This is a genomic window from Pseudomonas sp. GW821-FHT05D12 (assembly GCF_059419825.1).
In genome coordinates, this window is sequence record NZ_JBWKSN010000011.1 from 146,149 (window position 1) to 166,398 (window position 20,250).

At 62.3% G+C, this 20,250-nt stretch carries 14 protein-coding genes; 12 read left to right on the forward strand and 2 right to left on the reverse strand.

All coding sequences use genetic code 11. The annotated features are described in order from the left end of the window. The first annotated feature begins 60 nt into the window (after positions 1-60). On the forward strand, positions 61-906 hold the full coding sequence (choW, locus tag AC07SI_RS21010; protein ID WP_015886271.1) for a choline ABC transporter permease subunit: 846 nt from the start codon (positions 61-63) through the stop codon (positions 904-906). Continuing rightward, positions 903-2,081: a choline ABC transporter ATP-binding protein gene (choV, locus tag AC07SI_RS21015; RefSeq protein ID WP_065904810.1), complete on the forward strand. Its 1,179-nt coding sequence runs from the start codon at positions 903-905 to the stop codon at positions 2,079-2,081. Before choW ends, choV begins: the two co-directional genes overlap by 4 nt. Positions 2,082-2,248: 167 nt before the next feature. Here choV and AC07SI_RS21020 read toward each other — a convergent pair whose 3' ends face one another. Then, positions 2,249-4,183 carry a BCCT family transporter gene (locus AC07SI_RS21020; protein WP_226939981.1) on the reverse strand — a complete coding sequence of 645 codons (1,935 nt, stop codon included), beginning with the start codon at positions 4,181-4,183 and terminating at the stop codon, positions 2,249-2,251. Positions 4,184-4,574: 391 nt separating this feature from the next. Here AC07SI_RS21020 and betI point away from each other — a divergent pair, with 391 nt between their 5' ends. From betI to yccS, 10 genes are all read left to right on the forward strand, one after another. Beyond that, positions 4,575-5,168, forward strand: coding sequence for a transcriptional regulator BetI (gene betI / locus AC07SI_RS21025; RefSeq protein WP_028618243.1), 594 nt, complete (start codon positions 4,575-4,577; stop codon positions 5,166-5,168). A gap of 109 nt (positions 5,169-5,277) precedes the next feature. Continuing rightward, a complete protein-coding gene (betB, locus tag AC07SI_RS21030; protein ID WP_065904813.1) occupies positions 5,278-6,750 on the forward strand; it encodes a betaine-aldehyde dehydrogenase in 1,473 nt (490 codons plus the stop codon). Positions 6,751-6,879: 129 nt separating this feature from the next. Beyond that, positions 6,880-8,583, forward strand: a complete 1,704-nt coding sequence (betA, locus tag AC07SI_RS21035) for a choline dehydrogenase (RefSeq protein ID WP_065904815.1) — start codon at positions 6,880-6,882, stop codon at positions 8,581-8,583. Positions 8,584-8,791: 208 nt separating this feature from the next. Next, positions 8,792-10,234: a TldD/PmbA family protein gene (locus AC07SI_RS21040; RefSeq protein ID WP_495006441.1), complete on the forward strand. Its 1,443-nt coding sequence runs from the start codon at positions 8,792-8,794 to the stop codon at positions 10,232-10,234. After that, a complete protein-coding gene (locus tag AC07SI_RS21045) occupies positions 10,234-11,550 on the forward strand; it encodes a TldD/PmbA family protein (RefSeq protein WP_495006442.1) in 1,317 nt (438 codons plus the stop codon). Before AC07SI_RS21040 ends, AC07SI_RS21045 begins: the two co-directional genes overlap by 1 nt. 295 nt (positions 11,551-11,845) lie before the next feature. Continuing rightward, positions 11,846-12,736 (forward strand): alpha/beta fold hydrolase, encoded by an 891-nt coding sequence (locus tag AC07SI_RS21050; RefSeq protein ID WP_106802428.1) that lies wholly within the window; start codon positions 11,846-11,848, stop codon positions 12,734-12,736. 36 nt (positions 12,737-12,772) lie between these two features. Continuing rightward, positions 12,773-14,200, forward strand: a complete 1,428-nt coding sequence (gene mdtD / locus AC07SI_RS21055; protein ID WP_065904823.1) for a multidrug transporter subunit MdtD — start codon at positions 12,773-12,775, stop codon at positions 14,198-14,200. Between the two features lie 177 nt (positions 14,201-14,377). After that, positions 14,378-15,715 carry an ATP-dependent RNA helicase DbpA gene (gene dbpA / locus AC07SI_RS21060; RefSeq protein ID WP_232005461.1) on the forward strand — a complete coding sequence of 446 codons (1,338 nt, stop codon included), beginning with the start codon at positions 14,378-14,380 and terminating at the stop codon, positions 15,713-15,715. 160 nt (positions 15,716-15,875) lie between these two features. Beyond that, positions 15,876-17,054: a BaiN/RdsA family NAD(P)/FAD-dependent oxidoreductase gene (locus tag AC07SI_RS21065; protein ID WP_495006443.1), complete on the forward strand. Its 1,179-nt coding sequence runs from the start codon at positions 15,876-15,878 to the stop codon at positions 17,052-17,054. Between the two features lie 202 nt (positions 17,055-17,256). Then, positions 17,257-19,440 carry a YccS family putative transporter gene (gene yccS, locus AC07SI_RS21070; protein WP_065904826.1) on the forward strand — a complete coding sequence of 728 codons (2,184 nt, stop codon included), beginning with the start codon at positions 17,257-17,259 and terminating at the stop codon, positions 19,438-19,440. 51 nt (positions 19,441-19,491) lie between these two features. On the opposite strand, the gene AC07SI_RS21075 is transcribed toward yccS, so the two are convergent. Further along, the gene (locus AC07SI_RS21075; protein ID WP_065904827.1) at positions 19,492-20,229 is read right to left on the reverse strand and encodes a substrate-binding periplasmic protein; all 738 of its coding nucleotides are present in this window, start codon (positions 20,227-20,229) and stop codon (positions 19,492-19,494) included. Between the last annotated feature and the right edge of the window lie 21 nt (positions 20,230-20,250).

The window sequence follows — 20,250 nt, forward strand, 5'->3', positions numbered from 1 at the left end:
ACCCCAGGCCGGTGCGCTGGCCTGGGATGTTTTCCCCTTCGCATGTGGACATTCACTACCATGCTGACTGAACAGAAAATCCCACTAGGCCAGTACATCGCTGCCTTCGTCGAATGGTTGACCCAACACGGCGCCAACTACTTCGACGCAATCGCATCGACGCTGGAAACGATGATCCACGGCGTGACGTTTGCGCTGACCTGGTTCAATCCGCTGGCATTGATCGGTCTGATTGCGCTGCTGGCTCACTTCATTCAACGCAAGTGGGGCCTGACTGTATTTGTCATTGCCTCGTTCCTGCTGATCCTCAACCTGGGGTACTGGCAGGAAACCATGGAAACCCTCGCGCAGGTGCTGTTCGCCACCCTGGTCTGCGTGGTCATCGGTGTGCCGCTGGGCATTGTTGCCGCGCACAAGCCGATGTTCTACACCCTGATGCGGCCGGTGCTCGATCTGATGCAGACCGTACCGACCTTCGTCTACCTCATCCCTACCCTGACCCTCTTCGGGCTGGGTGTGGTGCCCGGGCTGATATCCACGGTGGTGTTCGCGATTGCCGCGCCGATCCGCCTGACCTACCTGGGTATCCGCGATGTACCGCAAGAGTTGATGGACGCCGGCAAGGCCTTTGGCTGCTCGCGCCGTCAGTTGCTCTCGCGCATTGAACTGCCCCACGCCATGCCGAGCATTGCCGCCGGCATTACCCAATGCATCATGCTGTCGTTGTCGATGGTGGTGATCGCGGCCCTGGTAGGCGCCGACGGCCTCGGCAAGCCGGTGGTCAACGCGCTGAACACCGCCGATATCGCCCTCGGTTTCGAAGCCGGCCTGGCGATCGTATTGCTCGCCATCATGCTCGACCGCATCTGCAAACAACCCGACGCCAAAGTAGGGGGTGATGCATGAGCATTATCCGATTCGACAAGGTCGATGTGATCTTCTCCAAGGACCCACGCGAAGCCCTCAAGCTGCTGGACCAAGGGATGCACCGCAACGAAATCCTGAAAAAGACCGGGCAGATTGTCGGCGTTGAAAAAGCCAGCCTGGATATCGAGAAAGGCGAGATCTGCGTGCTCATGGGCCTCTCCGGGTCCGGCAAGTCGAGCCTGCTGCGTTGCATCAACGGCCTCAATACCGTCAGCCGTGGCCAGCTGTTCGTGGAACATGAAGGACGCCAGATCGACATCGCGTCGTGCACGCCCGCCGAGCTGAAAATGATGCGCACCAAGCGTATCGCCATGGTGTTCCAGAAGTTCGCCCTGATGCCCTGGCTGACAGTGCGCGAAAACATCAGCTTCGGCCTGGAAATGCAGGGCCGCCCGGAGAAAGACCGCCGCAAGCTGGTGGATGAGAAACTCGAGCTGGTGGGCCTGACCCAGTGGCGCAACAAGAAACCGGACGAACTCTCCGGCGGCATGCAGCAGCGCGTCGGCCTGGCGCGTGCGTTGGCGATGGACGCCGATATCCTGCTGATGGACGAACCTTTCTCCGCCCTCGACCCGCTGATCCGCCAGGGCCTGCAGGACGAGCTGCTGGAGCTGCAACGCAAGTTGAGCAAGACCATCGTGTTCGTGAGCCACGACCTCGATGAAGCGCTCAAGCTGGGCAGCCGCATCGCGATCATGAAAGACGGCAAGATCATCCAGTACAGCGTACCGGAAGAGATCGTGCTGAACCCGGCGGACGACTATGTGCGCACCTTCGTCGCCCATACCAACCCGCTCAACGTGCTGTGCGGGCGCAGCCTGATGCGCACCCTGGACAACTGCAAGCGCGTGAACGGCTCGGTGTGCCTCGATCCGGGTGGCGACTCATGGCTGGACCTGGCCGAAGGCAACACCATCACCGGTGCTCGCCAGAATGGCGCGGTGATGAACCTGCAGAACTGGGCGCCGGGGCAACCGGTGGAAGGTCTGGGCCGGGTGCCGACACTGGTGGACTCCAACATCGGCATGCGCGATGCGCTGCAGATTCGTTATCACACCGGCAACAAGCTGGTGTTGCATGACAACAACCAGGTGGTGGGGATTCTGGGGGACAGTGAGCTCTACCATGCCCTGCTGGGCAAGAACCTGGGCTGAGCAGTGCACAGATCGGCTGAATGAACTGGGTCAATGTGGGAGCTGGCATGCCTGCGATAGCAATGGTGAATCCAACATAGCTATCGCAGGCAAGCCAGCTCCCACATTTGATCTCTGTTTCGGCATAAAAAAAGCGGCGCCAGTGAGGGCGCCGCTCCTTTCAGGCATCAGCTATAGACACGGCCAAGGAGCTGCCGATGGCTTTCAAACTGATCGAGCACGTCCCGGGTGATCTGTTCCTGGGCAAAGCCCATCAGGTCGTACTCCTGAGGCCCGTTGTGCAGGTAGACCTCGGCACGGTAGTAGCGGGTGCGCTCTTCTTCCGGCAGGTCGCTCGGCGCCGACGAGTAAGCATCCAGGCTCACTTCGTAGACAAACGGGTTGCCCTCTTCCATCTCGATGCGCACACCGATGCAACGCTTGGATTTGCCCAGCAGGGTCTGCACTTCCAGCCCCTGGTCGCGCAACGCCGTCGCGGCTTCTTCCAGCGCCGGCGTGACGTGTTTGTCCATGAAGCGCTGCACAGTGGCCTGGCTCGGTTGCAGATCCAGCGCGGTGAGGCGCTCGCTGAACCCCCGACGGCCACGCTCGGCCAACTGCGCCTGCTCCTGTTCGATTGCGACGTCCTGGCGCATGGCCTTGTGCAAACCGAACATGAAGAAAATCAGCACCACCGAGAACGGCAGCCCCGCCAGCACCACCATGGTTTGCATGGCTTCGAAGTTACCGGCGAACAGCAGGCCGATAGTCACCAGGGTGATCACCGCCGACCAGAAGATCCGCAGCCAGTGCGGCGCATCTTCATCCACATTGCCGCCTTTGCAGGAAAGGTTGGCCATCATCACCGCGCCGGAATCCGCCGGGGTCAGGAACAACACGAAGCCGACGAAGATCGACACACCGATGACGATTTTCGACGCCGGGTAATGTTCCAGCAGTTGATAGATGGCCATGGACGGCTGTTCCAGCGCCGTCTTGCCCAACTCCACCGCACCGTGATTGAGCACCAGGTCCAGCGCCGAGTTGCCGAAGATCGACAACCACGCCAGGGTGAAGCCCAGCGGGATCAGCAGCACGCCGGCCACCAGCTCGCGCACGGTGCGGCCACGGGAAATACGCGCGATGAACATGCCTACGAATGGCGCCCAGGAAATCCACCAGGCCCAGTAGAACAGGGTCCACAGGCCCATCCAGCGTTCGGTCTTGTCGGCGTCGCCTTCATACACATAGAGGTCGAAGGTTTTCAGCACCAGGCCGTTCATGTAGTCGCCGATGTTCTGCACAAAGCCGTTGAGCAAGTGCAGGGTCGGGCCGAACAGCAATACGAAGATCAACAAACCGCTGAACAGCACGATGTTGAGGTTGGACAGGCGGCGAATGCCGTTCTCCACACCCGACACCGCAGCGATGGTTGCCACGGTGCTCATCACGATGATCACGATCAACAGGTTGGTGTTGCTGTGCTGCATGCCGAACAGGTTTTCCAACCCGGACGAGACCTGCATCGAACCAATACCCAGGTTGGTCACCAGGCCGAGCAGGGTCACGAACATGCCGAAGCCGTCCACCGCATGGCCGGCCGCGCCCTTCACCCAACGCTCGCCTACCAGCGGGTACAGCGCCGAACGCAGCGCCAGCGGCTGGTTATGCCGGTACGCGAAGTACGCCACGGCCAGGCCGACCAGGGCATAGATCGCCCAGCCGTGCAGGCCCCAGTGCAGAAAGGTCAGTTGCAGCGCCTGGCGTGCTGCGCCATTGCTGGCGGCCGCGCCTTCGGGCGGGTTGAAGTAGTGGTCCAACGGCTCCGAAGCGCCGAAGTACAGCAGCGAAATGCCGATCCCGGACGAGAACAACATGCCGGCCCAGGCGCCGTAGCTGAAGTCCGGGGTGTCGTCCTTGCTGCCCAGTTTCAATTTGCCGTAGGACGAAAATGCCAGGCCGACCACAAACACCAGGTAAGCGGCGATGACCACCATGTAGTACCAGCCAAAGCTTTTCGACAGCCAGGCCTGTGCTACGCCGAGCATGCGCCCGGCCTCCTGCGGGGCGATGATCAGAATGGCGGTCAACAACAGAATGAGCGCGGTGGAGGTGTAGAACACCCAACCGTTGACCCGGACCTTTTCCGGCGGGGTCTTTATAAGAGAGGCAGAACTCATGGCGCAGATGCTCCGGGCAGTGCGAGAGAGAAACACAAGGCAACGGTTATCCCGGGACATCGATTTTTCGGCAGTCGACGGACGGGTGTTATAAAGACACCCCGAAAATTCTTGAGCCCCGCCGAAGCGGTGCCCAGGCCCTGATACGGCCTGTTTCAAGGACTTTTGCAGGTGTCAGATGTCGCAGCTCGCAGGTAGGAAATATCTGTAGGCAGCGACCATTTGTCGCAGATCTTATTCTTTGTTGATTGAACGTTCAATCAAAACAAAATAGACTGGCCATCAAGCCGACGGACGTTGAACGCCCATCGGCAGGCCTAAGGAGAGGTGCTACATGCCCAAGGTCGGTATGCAACCCATACGCCGCCAGCAGTTGATCGAAGCCACCTTGACGGCGATCGATCAGGTCGGAATGGGGGATGCCAGCATTGCGCTGATCGCCCGTCTGGCCGGCGTCTCGAACGGCATCATCAGTCACTACTTTCAGGACAAGAACGGCCTGATCGCCGCGACGATGCGGTACTTGATGAATGTGCTGATCGAGAACGTCCACGAACGCAGGCTCGCACTGAAGGATGACAGCCCACGGGCGCACCTTCAGGTGATCATCGAGGGCAACTTCGATGCCAGCCAGGTCAACGGCCCGGCAATGAAAACCTGGCTGGCCTTCTGGGCCACCAGCATGCACCACCCGTCATTGCACAGGTTGCAGCGGATCAACGATCAACGTCTGTATTCCAACCTGTGCTGCCAGTTCCGCCGAGTGCTGCCGCTGCCGCACGCACGCAAAGCAGCCCGAGGCCTGGCGGCCCTGATCGACGGTTTGTGGTTGCGCGGCGCCCTGTCGGGAGACGCTTTCGACACGGCGCAAGCGCAACGGATCGCTTACGAATACATGGATTTCCAATTGGCCAAGCAGGTGAGTTAGAGCACACACAACCGCTCAACCCCTGAACTGCTGTCGATCAGTGATGCCAGACCCTCATGGCCCACTTTCGGCGGTCAACGCCAACCACTTATGCACTTGCGAGGACTTTATGGCCCGTTTCGAACTGCAAAAACTCTACATTGACGGCGGCTACAGCGACGCTGGCAGCGATGCCACCTTCGAAGCCATCAACCCGGCTAACGGTGAAGTTCTCGCCCAAGTGCAACGCGCAACGTTCGATGACGTTGAACGTGCCGTGGTCAGCGCCGAAAAAGGCCAGAAGATCTGGGCCGCGATGACCGCCATGGAGCGTTCGCGCATCCTGCGTCGCGCCGTCGACATCCTGCGTGAGCGCAACGACGAGTTGGCCGCCCTGGAAACCCTGGACACCGGTAAAGCATTCTCCGAAACCCAATACGTCGACATCGTCACCGGCGCTGACGTGCTGGAGTACTACGCAGGCCTGGTGCCGGCCATCGAAGGTGAGCAGATCCCGCTGCGCGACACGTCCTTCGTCTACACCCGCCGCGAGCCGCTGGGCGTGGTTGCCGGTATCGGCGCGTGGAACTACCCGATCCAGATCGCCCTGTGGAAATCCGCACCGGCCCTGGCTGCCGGCAACGCGATGATCTTCAAGCCGAGCGAAGTCACCTCGCTGACCACCCTGAAACTGGCCGAGATCTACACCGAAGCCGGCGTTCCGGCGGGCGTGTTCAACGTACTGACCGGCAGCGGCCGTGAAGTCGGCACCTGGCTGACCGAGCACCCGCGCATCGAGAAAGTCTCCTTCACCGGCGGCACCGACACCGGCAAGAAAGTCATGGCCAGCGCTTCCAGCTCCTCGCTCAAGGAAGTGACCATGGAGCTGGGTGGCAAGTCCCCGCTGATCGTGTTCGAAGACGCCGACCTGGATCGCGCCGCCGACATCGCGATGATGGCCAACTTCTACAGCTCCGGTCAGGTCTGCACCAACGGCACTCGCGTGTTCGTGCCCAAGCACCTGCAAGCCGCCTTCGAAGCCAAGATCGTTGAGCGTGTGGCACGCATTCGCGTTGGCGACCCGCAAGACGAAAACACCAACTTCGGCCCGCTGGTCAGCTTCGCCCACATGGAAAGCGTGCTCGGCTACATCGCCAAAGGTAAGGAAGAAGGCGCTCGCGTACTGTGCGGCGGCGACCGCCTGACCGACGGTGCATTCGCCAAGGGCGCCTACGTGGCCCCGACCGTGTTCACCGACTGCACCGACGAGATGACCATCGTGCGTGAAGAAATCTTCGGCCCGGTAATGAGCATCCTCACTTACGAAACCGAAGAAGAAGTGATCCGTCGCGCCAACGACACCGACTTCGGCCTGGCTGCGGGCCTTGTGACCAAGGACCTGAACCGCGCCCACCGCGTGATTCATCAGCTGGAAGCGGGTATCTGCTGGATCAACGCCTGGGGCGAGTCCGACGCGAAAATGCCGGTCGGTGGCTACAAGCAATCCGGTGTGGGCCGTGAGAACGGCATCAGCTCGCTGAACAACTTCACCCGCATCAAATCGGTACAGGTTGAGCTGGGCGACTACGCCTCGGTGTTCTGATAAGCGGCAAGCGGCAAGCTTCAAGCTGCAAGTAAAAGCAGTTTGGTTTGCCGCACTTCCCAGATACACCGCTCGCTGCTCTTTCTTGCAGCTTGAAGCTTAGAGCTAGCAGCTCTCAAGGAGACCCCCATGACTCAAGAATACGATTACATCATTGTGGGTGCCGGTTCCGCCGGTAACACCCTGGCGACCCGTCTGACTGAAGACGAAGGCGTCACCGTCCTGCTGCTGGAAGCCGGCGGCCCGGACTACCGTTTCGATTTCCGTACGCAAATGCCGGCCGCCCTGGCGTTCCCGCTGCAAGGCCGTCGCTACAACTGGGCCTACGAAACCGATCCAGAGCCTCACATGGACGGCCGCCGGATGGAATGCGGTCGCGGCAAGGGCCTCGGCGGTTCCTCGCTGATCAACGGCATGTGCTACATCCGTGGCAACGCCATGGACTACGACAACTGGTCGAAACTGCCGGGCCTGGAAAACTGGACCTACCTGGACTGCCTGCCGTATTTCCGCAAGGCTGAAACTCGCGACATCGGCCCCAACGACTACCACGGTGGCGACGGCCCGGTCAGCGTGACCACGCCTAAAGCCGGCAACAACCCGCTGTTCCACGCCATGGTTGAAGCAGGCGTGCAAGCCGGCTACCCGCGTACCGAAGACCTGAACGGCTACCAGCAGGAAGGCTTCGGCCCGATGGACCGTACCGTCACGCCGAACGGCCGTCGCGCCAGCACCGCGCGCGGTTACCTGGACACAGCCAAGAAGCGTTCGACCCTGACCATCGTCACCCACGCCCTCACCGACAAAGTGTTGTTCGAAGGCAAGCGTGCCGTGGGCGTGCGTTACCTGATCGGTGCCGCCGAAGAGCGCGTTGAAGCCCGTGCGCGTAAAGAAGTGCTGGTGTGCAGCGGTGCAATCGCTTCGCCGCAATTGCTGCAACGCTCCGGCGTGGGCCCGGCCAAACTGCTCGAAAGCCTGGACATCCCGGTGGTCCACGACCTGCCGGGCGTTGGTGAAAACCTGCAGGACCACCTTGAGCTGTACCTGCAATACGCGTGCACCCAACCGGTCTCGCTGTACCCATCGCTGCTCTGGTACAACCAGCCAGCCATCGGTGCCGAGTGGCTGTTCAACGGCACCGGCATCGGCGCCAGCAACCAGTTCGAAGCGGGCGGTTTTATCCGTACCCGTGAAGAATTCGATTGGCCGAATATCCAGTACCACTTCCTGCCGGTGGCGATTAACTACAACGGCAGCAACGGTGTGAAAGAGCACGGTTTCCAGGCACACATGGGCTCCATGCGTTCGCCAAGCCGTGGCCGCGTGCAACTGAAGTCGAAGAACCCACGGGATTACCCGAGCATCCTCTTCAACTACATGGCCACCGAGCAGGACTGGCAGGAATTCCGTGACGGCATCCGCCTGACCCGTGAAATCATGCAGCAGCCGGCGCTGGATCCCTACCGTGGCCGCGAGATCAGCCCGGGCATCGAGGTGCAAACCGATGAGCAGCTGGACAAGTTCATCCGCGAGCACGCCGAAACCGCGTTCCACCCGTCCTGCTCGTGCAAGATGGGCACCGACGAGATGGCGGTGGTGGACGGCGAAGGCCGTGTGCACGGCATGCAGGGCCTGCGTGTGGTCGATGCGTCGATCATGCCGATCATCACCACTGGCAACCTGAACGCGCCGACGATCATGATCGCCGAGAAAATCGCCGACAAGATCCGTGGCCGCCAGCCGCTGCCGCGCAGCACCGCCGACTACTACGTGGCAGGCGATGCGCCGGTGCGTGGCAAGCCGTTGCGTGAAGTGGGCCCGACTGCGCAGTAACTGAAACACTTTGTGGCGAGCGGGCTTGCCCCGCGTTGGAGTGCGTAGCGCTCCCAAGATTTTTGGGGCCGCTGCGCAGCCCAACGCGGAGCAAGCCCGCTCACCACAAGGGTTCACCTGCTACAAGTAGTCGCCCTCCTTGATCAGCTCCCAGCCCAGGCCTACTCTGTTTGCCTGCCTGCGCTGAGCCGCCCACAAGGAAGGCCCCATGTTCGACCACCACGCCACACTCAAAAAGCATTTCAGTGCCCTGCGCACCACCGCCGACTTCTTCTCGCTGCGTTATGTCCGCGAATCCGGACAGTACCTGTCGGTACGCAAGAACGTCGCCGAACCGCCCCACCTGAACCACGACGAAGGCGCCATGCTCACCGTACGTGTCAACGGTGTGGAGGCCTACGCCGCGACCCACGATATTTCCCTGCATGGCCTGCAAGCCGCCCTTGAGCGCGCCGAACAGCAAGCCCGGCGGATTTTGCCTCACGCCCTGCTCGACCTGCGCGACCAACACGTCTCCAGCGACGTCGCCGACTACCTGTCACCCAACCTCGCGCAAGCCTTCCCCTCCCTGAGCGATTGCTACCAATTGCTCGGTGATGAATCCGCCGCCGTGCCCCACGACGAGCGCCTGGTGAACTGGGAAGTCAGCCTCGGCCTGACCCATGTCGAGCAGATCTACCTCAACAGTGCCGGCGCCGAGCTGCGCCAGGCCCAGCGCTTTGTGTTCCCCGGCGTCAATGTCACTGCCTACGACGGCAACGACAGCCAGTCGCGCACCCTTGGCGGCAGCAACTTCGGCCAGCAAGGAGGCTTTGATGTGATCGACCGCTTCGGCCTGGTCGGCGCTGCGCCGCGCATTGCCGACGAAGCCCTGCAACTGCTGCTGGCGCCGAACGCGCCCCAGGGCCCGCGCGACCTGCTCTTGATGCCCGACCAGATGATCCTGCAGATCCACGAGTCCATCGGCCACCCGCTGGAGCTGGACCGCATCCTCGGCGATGAGCGCAATTACGCCGGTACCAGCTTCGTCAAGGCCGAGGACTTCGGCCACCTGCAATACGGCTCCGAACTGCTCAACGTGACCTTCGACCCGGACATCCCCGAACAACTGGCCAGCTACAGCCATGACGATGACGGGACCCCGGCCAGCAAAGAGTTCCTGATCCGCGAAGGTGTGCTGCTCAGGCCACTCGGCGGCGCGCTGTCGCAGTTCCGTGCCGGCCTGGGCGGCGTCGCCAACAGCCGCGCCAGCAGCTGGAACCGCCCGCCGATCGACCGCATGGCCAACCTGAATATCGAAGCCGGTGACCAGAGCCTGGCGCAACTGATTGGCGGCATCGAACACGGCATCCTGATGTCGACCAACCGTTCCTGGTCTATCGACGATGCACGCAATAAATTCCAGTTCGGCTGCGAATGGGGCCAGCTGATTGAAAACGGCGAGCTCAAGGGCGTGGTGAAAAACCCCAACTACCGGGCGATTTCCGCGCAGTTCTGGCGCAACCTCAGCGCCGTGGGCGATGCCAGCACCTTCAAGGTCCTGGGCACGCCGAACTGCGGCAAAGGCGAACCCAACCAAGTGATCCGCGTCGGCCACGCGTCGCCGGCCTGTGTGTTCAGCAACGTTGACGTATTTGGGGGAGATGCCTGATGAACAATTTCAAGGCATTGGTGCAATGGCTCAAACAGGCCATCACCGACAAGGAACAATTTCACCTGGGCTATGCGGCCGAGTCGTCCGAGTTCGTGCGCTTCAACCACGCCAAAGTGCGCCAGGCCGGCCAGGTGCAACAGGCCAGCCTCAACCTGAAACTGATCAACGATGGCCGCCACGCCGACCTCGGCATCACCCTCGCCGGTGATCCGGAGCTGGACCGCCAGCGCCTCGCCGAGGGCCTGCAACAGCTGCGCGAAACCCTGCCGCTGCTGCCCCACGATCCCTACCTGCTGCTCAACCACAACGCCTGGCAGAATCACAACGAACAGGACCTGCCGTTGCCGGACCTGGCCCAGGTGCTGGACGAAATCAGCCAGGCGGCTGCAGGTGTCGACCTCGTCGGGTTCTACGCCGCCGGCCCGATCAGCCGCGGCTTCGCCAGTTCGAACGGCGCGTTCGGCTGGCACCAGGCCAATAGCTTCAACTTCGACTTCAGCCTGTTCCACGCCAATGGCGAGGCTGTCAAAGCCAGCTACGCCGGCCATGCCTGGAACAGCGCCGAGTTCGCCCGGCGCTTCCAACTGGCCCGCGAACAGCTGGAATTCCTCGGCCGCCCGTTGCACGCGCTGGCACCCGGTGAATACCGCGCCTACCTGGCCCCGGCGGCGCTGGAAGAAATCATCAGCATCATCACCTGGGGCGGTTTCTCGGCCCAGGCCATCGCCAGCAAGGGCAGCTCCCTGCAACGCCTGTACGCCGGCGAGCAACACCTCAGCCCGCAGGTGACGGTGGACGAACAGGTCAACGGCTCCCTGAGCCCGGCGTTTTCCAGCGAAGGCTACCCGCGCAGCGATGTCAGGTTGATCAACGCCGGCAAGGCCGACGGCCAATTGGTGAACTCGCGCAGCGCCGCCGAGTACGGCCTGAGTGCCAACGGCGCCAGCCGTGACGAATCCCCCAGCGCCTTGCAGATGGCGGCGGGCACCCTCGCCCAGGCCGACATCCTCAAGCAATTGGGCACCGGTTTGTACATCAGCAACCTGTGGTACCTGAACTACTCCGACCTGCCGGCCGCCCGCCTGACCGGCATGACGCGCTTCGCCACGTTCTGGGTGGAAGACGGCGAGATCAAGGCGCCGGTCAGCACCATGCGCTTTGATGACAGCGTGTTCCAGTTGCTCGGTGCGCAGCTGGAAGCACTGACCGCTGATCGGGAACTGCTGCTGTCGGCCAGCACGTATGGCCAGCGCAACACCGCCTCCAACCTGCTGCCAGGCGCCCTGGTCAAACGCCTGACCCTGACTTTATAAGCACCGCCAGTCCCGGTGGGAGCTGGCTGGCCTGCGATAGCATCACCGCGGTGTCACTGATACACCCTGGTGCCTGCAGCGCAGGCAAGCCACTTCCCACACTGCTTTGCATTGATTTCAGCCACTGCATTTCGTCCCTTCCTACCGACAATTCCCATCTCACCCGTCTCTCCGTGCGGCCGGTTGTCGCCCGCAAAAAACCTCGTTATAACGGTTAGTGGCACCCCGCCACTAACCCCACGTGCGCGCACGTGATGCACGACCTTGCCTGGATTGGGCAAGCTGGAGCGTTGACATGAACCATGGAAGTTTTGTCATTGAAAAGCTGTTCAAGCACTACAACGTTCATGTTGAGCAGCTGGGAAACGATTCGGAAAAGAACACCGTGCTGATGGTCAATGGAGCGCTGTCCACCACGCGCTCCTTTGCCCGGACCAGCAAATGCCTGGCCGAGCACTTCAATGTGCTGCTGTTCGACCTGCCGTTCTCCGGCTATTCGCGCGAACACAACACCGACCTCGACCTGGTGACCAAGGACGACGAGGTGCAGATCCTGCGGGCCCTGGTCGAACGCTTCGAGGTCAATCACCTGGTGTCAGCCTCCTGGGGCGGCATCTCGACACTGCTGACCCTGGCGCACAACCCGCCCTCCATCGAGAGCTCGGTGGTGATGGCCCTGGCACCCAACCTCAACCAGGCGATGCTCGATTATGTGGAGCGCGTACGCGTGCTGATCGAGGCCGATGACAAATCCGCCGTCGGCCACTTGCTCAACGAGACGGTGGGCAAGTACCTGTCGCCGCGCCTCAAGCGCAACAACCATCGTCACCTGTCGAACATGGCCACCACCGAATACCGCCAGGCGCGCTTTCATATCCATCAGGTACTCGCCCTGGGGGATGGCAACTACCTGCCGGCCCTCACCCGCATCGAGACGCCGGTGCACTTCATCAACGGCACGCTGGACGAATACACCCCCGCCGCCGAAGCCCGGTTATTCAAACAGTATGTCGGGCGCAGCAGCTTTGCCGTGGCGGAACACACCGGCCATTTGCTTGACCTGGAATCCCGTGAGGCGGCCCTGGCGGTGCACCGTGCCTTGCTGGATTTCCTGGTGGGAGAGCATGCAACGATGTCGGATTTAGACGAACCGCCAGTGGGAAAAGGAGCGACGGATGGCGCATAATCGCCGACACATAGCCTGCTAACAAAAAGGTCACCTATGCCGAATCGCGCCCCTCTCGATGCCAAGACCGCCCGCTGGCTACCCTGGGTGGTCGCGATTGCCTTCTTCATGCAATCGCTGGATGGGACGATTCTGAACACGGCATTGCCGGCCATGGCCCGCGACCTCGCAGAGAACCCGCTGCGCATGCAAGGGGTGGTGATCGCCTACATGCTCACCGTCGCCTTGCTGATCCCGGCGTCGGGCTGGGTCGCCGACCGCTTCGGCACCAAACGCATCTTTTTCGGCGCGATCATGCTGTTCAGCATCGGCTCATTGTTGTGTGCACTGTCGAGCAGCCTGACCATGCTGGTCGGCGCGCGGGTGATCCAGGGCCTGGGTGGCGCGCTGATGCTGCCGGTCGGCCGGCTCGTGGTGCTGCGCGCCTACCCCCGCTCCGAGCTGGTGCGCATCATGGGTTTCATCACCATCCCCGGCCTGCTTGGCCCGCTGCTCGGCCCGACCATGGGCGGCTGGATGGTGCAATACCTGACCTGGCACTGGATCTTCCTGATCAACCTGCCGGTGGGCATGATCGGTTGCTACGCCGTGTGGAAATTCATTCCCGACCTGCGCGGCAGCGAGCGCACGCGCTTTGATGGCGTTGGGTTTCTGCTGTTCGGCGCGGCAATGGTGCTGATCACTATCGCCATGGAGGGCCTGGGCGAGCTGCACTTGCCGCACCTGCGCGTGATGTTGCTGCTGTTCGGCGGGTTGGCGTGCCTGGCGGCGTACTGGCTGCGCGCCGGGCATATCGAGAACCCGCTGTTTTCGCCCGTACTGTTCAAGACCCGCACGTTCGCCGTGGGCATCCTCGGCAACCTGTTCGCGCGCCTGGGCAGCGGCGCCCTGCCGTTCCTGGTGCCGTTGCTGCTGCAGGTGGCGCTGGGCTACTCGCCGTCCGAAGCCGGCATGAGCATGCTGCCACTGGCGGCGGCGGCGATGTTTGCCAAGTCCATCGCCCGGCCGCTGATCGAACGCCTGGGTTACCGGGTGGTGCTGACCGGCAATACCCTGGCCCTGGGCATCATGCTCGCGAGCATGGGTCTGGTCAGTGAACACACGCCCTACCCACTGCTGCTGGGCATGCTGGCGATACTGGGCGCGATCAACTCGCTGCAATTCACCGCGATGAACACCGTCACCCTGATCGACCTCGACGACGCCCAGGCCAGCAGCGGCAACAGTTTGCTCTCGGTGGTGGCGCAGTTGTCCCTGAGCCTGGGGGTGGCCTGTGCCGGCGCGTTGCTCGGTGGCTTTACGGCCGAAGCCGGCAACGACGGGGTCGACAGTGTGCTCGGCGCCTTCCAGCTGACCTTCCTGACCGTGGGCATCATGGCGATGCTGGCCGCTGCGATCTTCCTCCAGCTGTCGCCCAAAGACGGCAAACGCGTGGTCAGCCGCGAGCACGACATCGAGCATTGAAGCCGCTGCAAGCTTGTCGCTTGCAGCCCATCAGTTGCCGCTGTCCCCCACCCCCTTGTCTGGAACATGCGAAAAAACCCACGGGGGGCTGCTACACTGCGCAACATTTTGTTTTGCAGAGCCAGTCCCGTGACTACCATCGCCACCGCTTTTAATACTTTGCCGCTTTCCGCCGCCATGCTGGCTAACCTCGACTCGCTGGGTTATGTCGAGATGACGCAGATCCAGGCGCAAAGCTTGCCGGTGATCCTCAAGGGGCTGGACCTGATCGCCCAGGCCAAGACCGGCAGCGGCAAGACCGCGGCCTTCGGCATCGGCCTGCTGAACCCGATCAACCCGCGCTACTTCGGCTGCCAGGCCCTGGTGATGTGCCCGACCCGCGAGCTGGCCGACCAGGTCGCCAAGGAAATCCGCCGCCTGGCCCGCGCCGAAGACAACATCAAGGTGCTGACCCTGTGCGGCGGCGTGTCCCTCGGCCCGCAGATCGCTTCCCTGGAGCATGGCGCCCACGTCATCGTCGGCACCCCGGGCCGGATCCAGCAGCACTTGCGCAAAGGCTCACTGGTACTCGACGGCTTGAACACGCTGATCCTCGATGAAGCCGACCGCATGCTCGACATGGGTTTCTACGACGCCATCGAAGACATCATCAGCAAGACCCCGGCCCGTCGCCAGACCCTGCTGTTCTCGGCCACCTACCCGGTGAGCATCAAGCAACTGGCGTCGAAATTCATGCGTGCGCCGCAGCAAGTGAAAGCCGAGGCGTTTCACTCCGACGACCAGATCGAGCAGCGTTTCTACGAGATTTCCCCGGAAGAACGCATGGACGCCGTGACCAAGGTGCTGGCGCATTTCCGCCCGGCGTCCTGCGTGGCGTTCTGCTTCACCAAGCAGCAGGTGCAGGAAACCGTGGATCACCTGACGGCCAAGGGCATTTCTGCCGTCGGCCTGCATGGCGACCTGGAGCAGCGCGACCGTGACCAGGTGCTGGCAATGTTTGCCAACCGCAGCACCTCGGTACTGGTCGCCACCGACGTTGCCGCCCGTGGCCTGGACATTGACTCGCTGGACATGGTGATCAACGTCGAGCTGGCCCGTGACTCGGAAATCCACATCCACCGCGTCGGCCGTACCGGGCGCGCGGGTGAGACCGGCATCGCCATCAGCCTGGTAGCACCGTCCGAGGCGCACCGCGCCCAGGCCATCGAGCAACTGCAGAAATCGCCGCTGAACTGGGACCAGCTGGACAACCTCAAGCCACAAAGCGGCGGCCCGCTGCTGCCGCAGATGAGCACCCTGTGCATCGCCGCCGGCCGTAAGGACAAGGTTCGCCCGGGCGACATCCTCGGCGCCTTGACCGGTGAAGCAGGCATCCCGGGTGCCCAGGTCGGCAAGATCGCGATCTTCGACTTCCAGGCGTTTGTGGCCGTGGAGCGTGGGATCGCCAAGCAGGCATTGCAGCGCTTGAACGACGGCAAGATCAAAGGCCGTTCGCTGCGCGTGCGGATCCTGTAAAGATCTCAAGCGATACCGAGATCAAAAATGTGGGAGCGGGCTTGCTCGCGAATGCGGTGTATCAGTCGACAGATTCGGTGGCTGACACTGCGCATTCGCGAGCAAGCCCGCTCCCACATTTGACTGTATTCCAATCCAGAATTTGTATGAGGACATTGCTGTGCGCTCGACCGAAGTTGTGATCATTGGCGCCGGCGCCGCAGGCTTGATGTGCGCACTGACCGCCGCCGGGCGTGGACGCAAGGTGATGTTGATCGACCATGCCAACAAGGCCGGCAAGAAGATCCTGATGTCCGGTGGTGGCCGCTGCAACTTCACCAATATGTACACCGAGCCGGCCAACTTCCTCTCGCACAACGCACACTTCTGTAAATCCGCCCTGGCCCGCTATACCCAGTGGGATTTCATCGGGCTGGTGGCCAAGCACGGCGTGCCCTACCACGAGAAAAAACTCGGCCAGCTGTTCTGCGACAACAAGTCCAGCGACATCCTCGGCATGCTCCTGGATGAGTGCATCCAGACCGGCGTGAGCCTGCACCTGGACACCTCCATCGAAGAAATCGCCAAGCTCGACAACGGCTATCAGCTGCAGACCACCCTGGGTGAGTTGCGCTGCGAGTCCCTGGTGATTGCCACAGGCGGCCTGTCGATTCCGACACTTGGCGCCACCGGCTTTGGTTATCAGGTGGCCAAGCAGTTCGGTCACGAGCTGCTGCCGACCCGCGCGGGCCTGGTGCCGTTCACCATCACCGACCAGCTCAAGGAATTGTGTGGCGAGTTGTCCGGCACCTCGGTGGATTGCCTGGTCAGCTGCAACGGCCAGAGCTTTCGCGAGAACCTCCTGTTTACCCACCGTGGCCTGAGCGGCCCGGCGATCCTGCAGATTTCCTCGTACTGGGAGTCCGGCGATACCGTGGAGATCAACCTGCTGCCCGATCACGACGCCCACTGCTGGCTGCAAGAGCAACAAGTCGAGCGTCCCAACAGCGAGTTGAAAACCCTGCTGGGAGAGATCTTCACCAAGAAGATGGCCAACCTGCTGGCGGAAACCTGGTTCGTGTCCAAGCCCATGAAGCAATACACCCACGCCGAAGTGGCCGATATCGCGCAAAAACTCGCGAGCTGGCAACTGGTGCCGGCGGGCACCGAAGGCTATCGCACCGCCGAGGTGACGCTGGGTGGGGTGGACACGCGGGAAGTCTCGTCGAAAACCATGGAGTCGCTGAAAAGCCCGGGGTTGTACTTCATTGGGGAAGTGCTGGATGTGACCGGTCACCTGGGCGGGTTCAATTTCCAGTGGGCGTGGGCATCCGGTTACGCCGCCGCGCAGTACGCCTGAAGCGCGTACTCGGTCAAACTGTGGGAGCTGGCTTGCCTGCGATAGCGGTGGTGAATTCACCGCCGTCATCGCAGGCAAGCGAGCTCCCACATTCGTTTTGGGGTGGCACGCAAAAATATGCAATGAGATGTGATCGCTACGCTTGCCGTGACGTCACTGATGGCTCAATTTAGCGGCATCGTCCCGGAAGACTCCAGCCTTCATGTCATCGACCTCGTTCAAGCAGTCCATGCGGCGCCTGTGGGCGCTGGATAAATTCAGTTACAGCGTTCGGGTATTCATCGCCCTCACCGGCAGCATGGCGCTGTGCTGGTACCAGGATGAAATGACGCTGCTGATCCCGCTGTTCCTGGGGATTATCGCCAGCGCCCTGGCCGAGACCGACGACAGTTGGCAAGGCCGCCTGAATGCCCTGGCGGTGACGCTGGTGTGTTTCAGCATTGCCGCGCTGTCGGTGGAGTTGCTGTTCCCCTACCCCTGGATCTTCGCGATTGCCCTGGCGCTGGCCAGTTTCTGCCTGACCATGCTCGGCGCCCTCGGCGAGCGCTACGGGGCGATTGCGTCGGCGACGCTGATCCTGTCGGTCTACACCATGATCGGCGTGGACCAGCGCGGTGGCGCGGTTTCCGATTTCTGGCACGAACCGCTGCTGCTGGTGGCGGGAGCTGCCTGGTATGGCGTGCTTTCGGTGCTGTGGCAGGCGCTGTTTTCCAACCAGCCGGTGCAGCAGAGCCTGGCGCGGCTGTTCCGCGAACTGGGGCGCTACCTCAAGCTCAAGTCATCCCTGTTCGAACCGATCCGCCAACTGGACGTGGAGGCGCGCCGCCTGGAATTGGCCCAGCAGAACGGCCGGGTGGTCGCGGCGCTGAATGCGGCGAAGGAAATCATCCTGCACCGTGTGGGCAATGGTCGCCCAGGCTCGAAGGTCAGTCGCTACCTGAAGCTGTACTTCCTGGCCCAGGACATCCACGAGCGCGCCAGCTCATCGCATTATCCCTACAACGCCCTGGCCGAGGCGTTCTTCCACAGCGATGTGCTGTTCCGCTGCCAGCGCTTGCTGCGCCAGCAAGGCAAGGCGTGCCAGGCCCTGGCCGAGTCGATCCAACTGCGCCAGCCGTTCATCTATGACGACAGCTTCGCCGAGGCCCTGGGCGACCTGAACGCATCGCTGGAACACCTGCGCATCCAGAGCAACCCGGCCTGGCGCGGCCTGCTGCGCTCGTTGCGCGCCCTGGCGGCCAACCTGTCGACCCTCGACCGCCTGCTCGGCGACGCCAGCAACCCCGACGCCCTGGCCGACGCCACCGACAGCAACCTGCTGGACCGTGCGCCGCGCAACCTCAAGGAAATGTGGACGCGCCTGCGCACCCAACTCACGCCGACGTCGCTGCTGTTTCGCCACGCCTTGCGCCTGGCCCTCGCCTTGACCGTCGGCTACGGCATGCTCCACGCGATCCACGCCTCCCAAGGCTACTGGATCATCCTCACCACCCTGTTCGTGTGCCAGCCCAACTACGGCGCGACCCGGCGCAAACTCGGCCAGCGGATCATCGGCACCGCCATCGGCCTCACCGTGGCCTGGGCACTGTTTGATCTGTTCCCCAGCCCGCTGGTGCAATCGATGTTTGCCATCGCCGCCGGCCTGGTGTTCTTTATCAACCGCACCACGCGCTACACCCTGGCCACGGCGGCAATCACCCTGATGGTGCTGTTCTGCTTCAACCAGGTGGGCGATGGCTACGGGCTGTTCCTGCCGCGCCTGTTCGATACCTTGCTCGGCAGCCTGATCGCCGGCCTGGCGGTGTTCCTGTTCCTGCCGGACTGGCAGGGCCGACGCCTGAACAAAGTGCTGGCCAACACCCTGACCTGCAACAGCATCTACCTGCGCCAGATCATGCAGCAATACGCCGCCGGCAAGAGCGACGACCTCGCTTATCGCCTGGCCCGGCGCAATGCGCACAACGCCGACGCAGCCCTGTCCACCACCCTGGCGAATATGCTGATGGAGCCCGGACACTTTCGTAAGGAGGCCGATGTGGGCTTCCGCTTCCTGGTGTTGTCGCACACCTTGCTCAGCTACTTGTCGGGCCTGGGCGCGCACCGCGAAACCCAGCTGCCAGCCGAAGTACGCGAGCATTTGATCGACGGTGCCGGTAACAGCTTGGCAGCGAGCATTGATGAAATCGCCACCGGGCTGGCCAACAAGCAGCCGATCGCGATCCAGAGCGATGCCGAAGAAGCACTGGCGGCGGACCTGGAGCAGATGCCGGATGAGATCGATGAAGGCCAGCGGCTGGTGCAGACGCAGTTGGCGCTGATCTGCCGGCAGCTGGGGCCGTTGCGCACCTTGGCGGCGCATTTGATCAAAGACACCCGCGCGGCTTAGGTCGCTACCCCCGTAGGCGCCGGCTTGCCGGCGATAGGGCGCCCAAGGACGCTACATCCCATGCTGCCGCATCAATCGCGCATAACTGCCATCAGCCTTCATCTTGGCAATCTCCCGATCAAAGCTGGCAACGATCTGCTCATGCTGCGGGTTCTTCAGGCTGACCAGAATATGCAGGCTGTTTTCACTCAGCGGCTTGGGTAGAAACTCCACCGCATTGCGCACCCGCGCCGATTCGCGCGCCAGGTAATAGCGCGCCACGTATTCATCTTCCACTGTCAGCCGCACCCGCTGCGCCGCGAGCATGCGCACGGCCATGGCGAAGTTATGCACAGGGACTTTCTGCAACTGTGCATCCGCATCGAACGCCGCCGAATAGGCATAGCCGCGTACCACCGCGACGGGGTAGTCGTGCAGTTGCTCAAGGGTCTGGAAGTCGATGGGGTCGTCGTGGCGCTTGATGAAGCGCACACGGTTAAGCAGGTATTCGCCGGAGAACTGGCCCAGTTTCGTACGGGCATCGTCGTACCAGGCATTGACCAGCACGTCATAGCGGCCATCGCCGACGCCCATCAGCGCACGGGCCCAGGGCACCTGTTCGAAATCGCTGGCGTAGCCCGCGCGAGCCAGGGCGGTGCTGACAATGTCGGTGGCCAGCCCGCCGTTGATCAAGGTGGCATCGGTAAAGGGTGGCCAGGCATCCGCCACCAGGCGCAGACGCTGAGCGAACGCAGGCGTCGCCAGCAACACCACTCCAATCAAAGCAACGACACGAGTGAATCGCAGCATGCTCAAAGTCCTTGGCGGGCA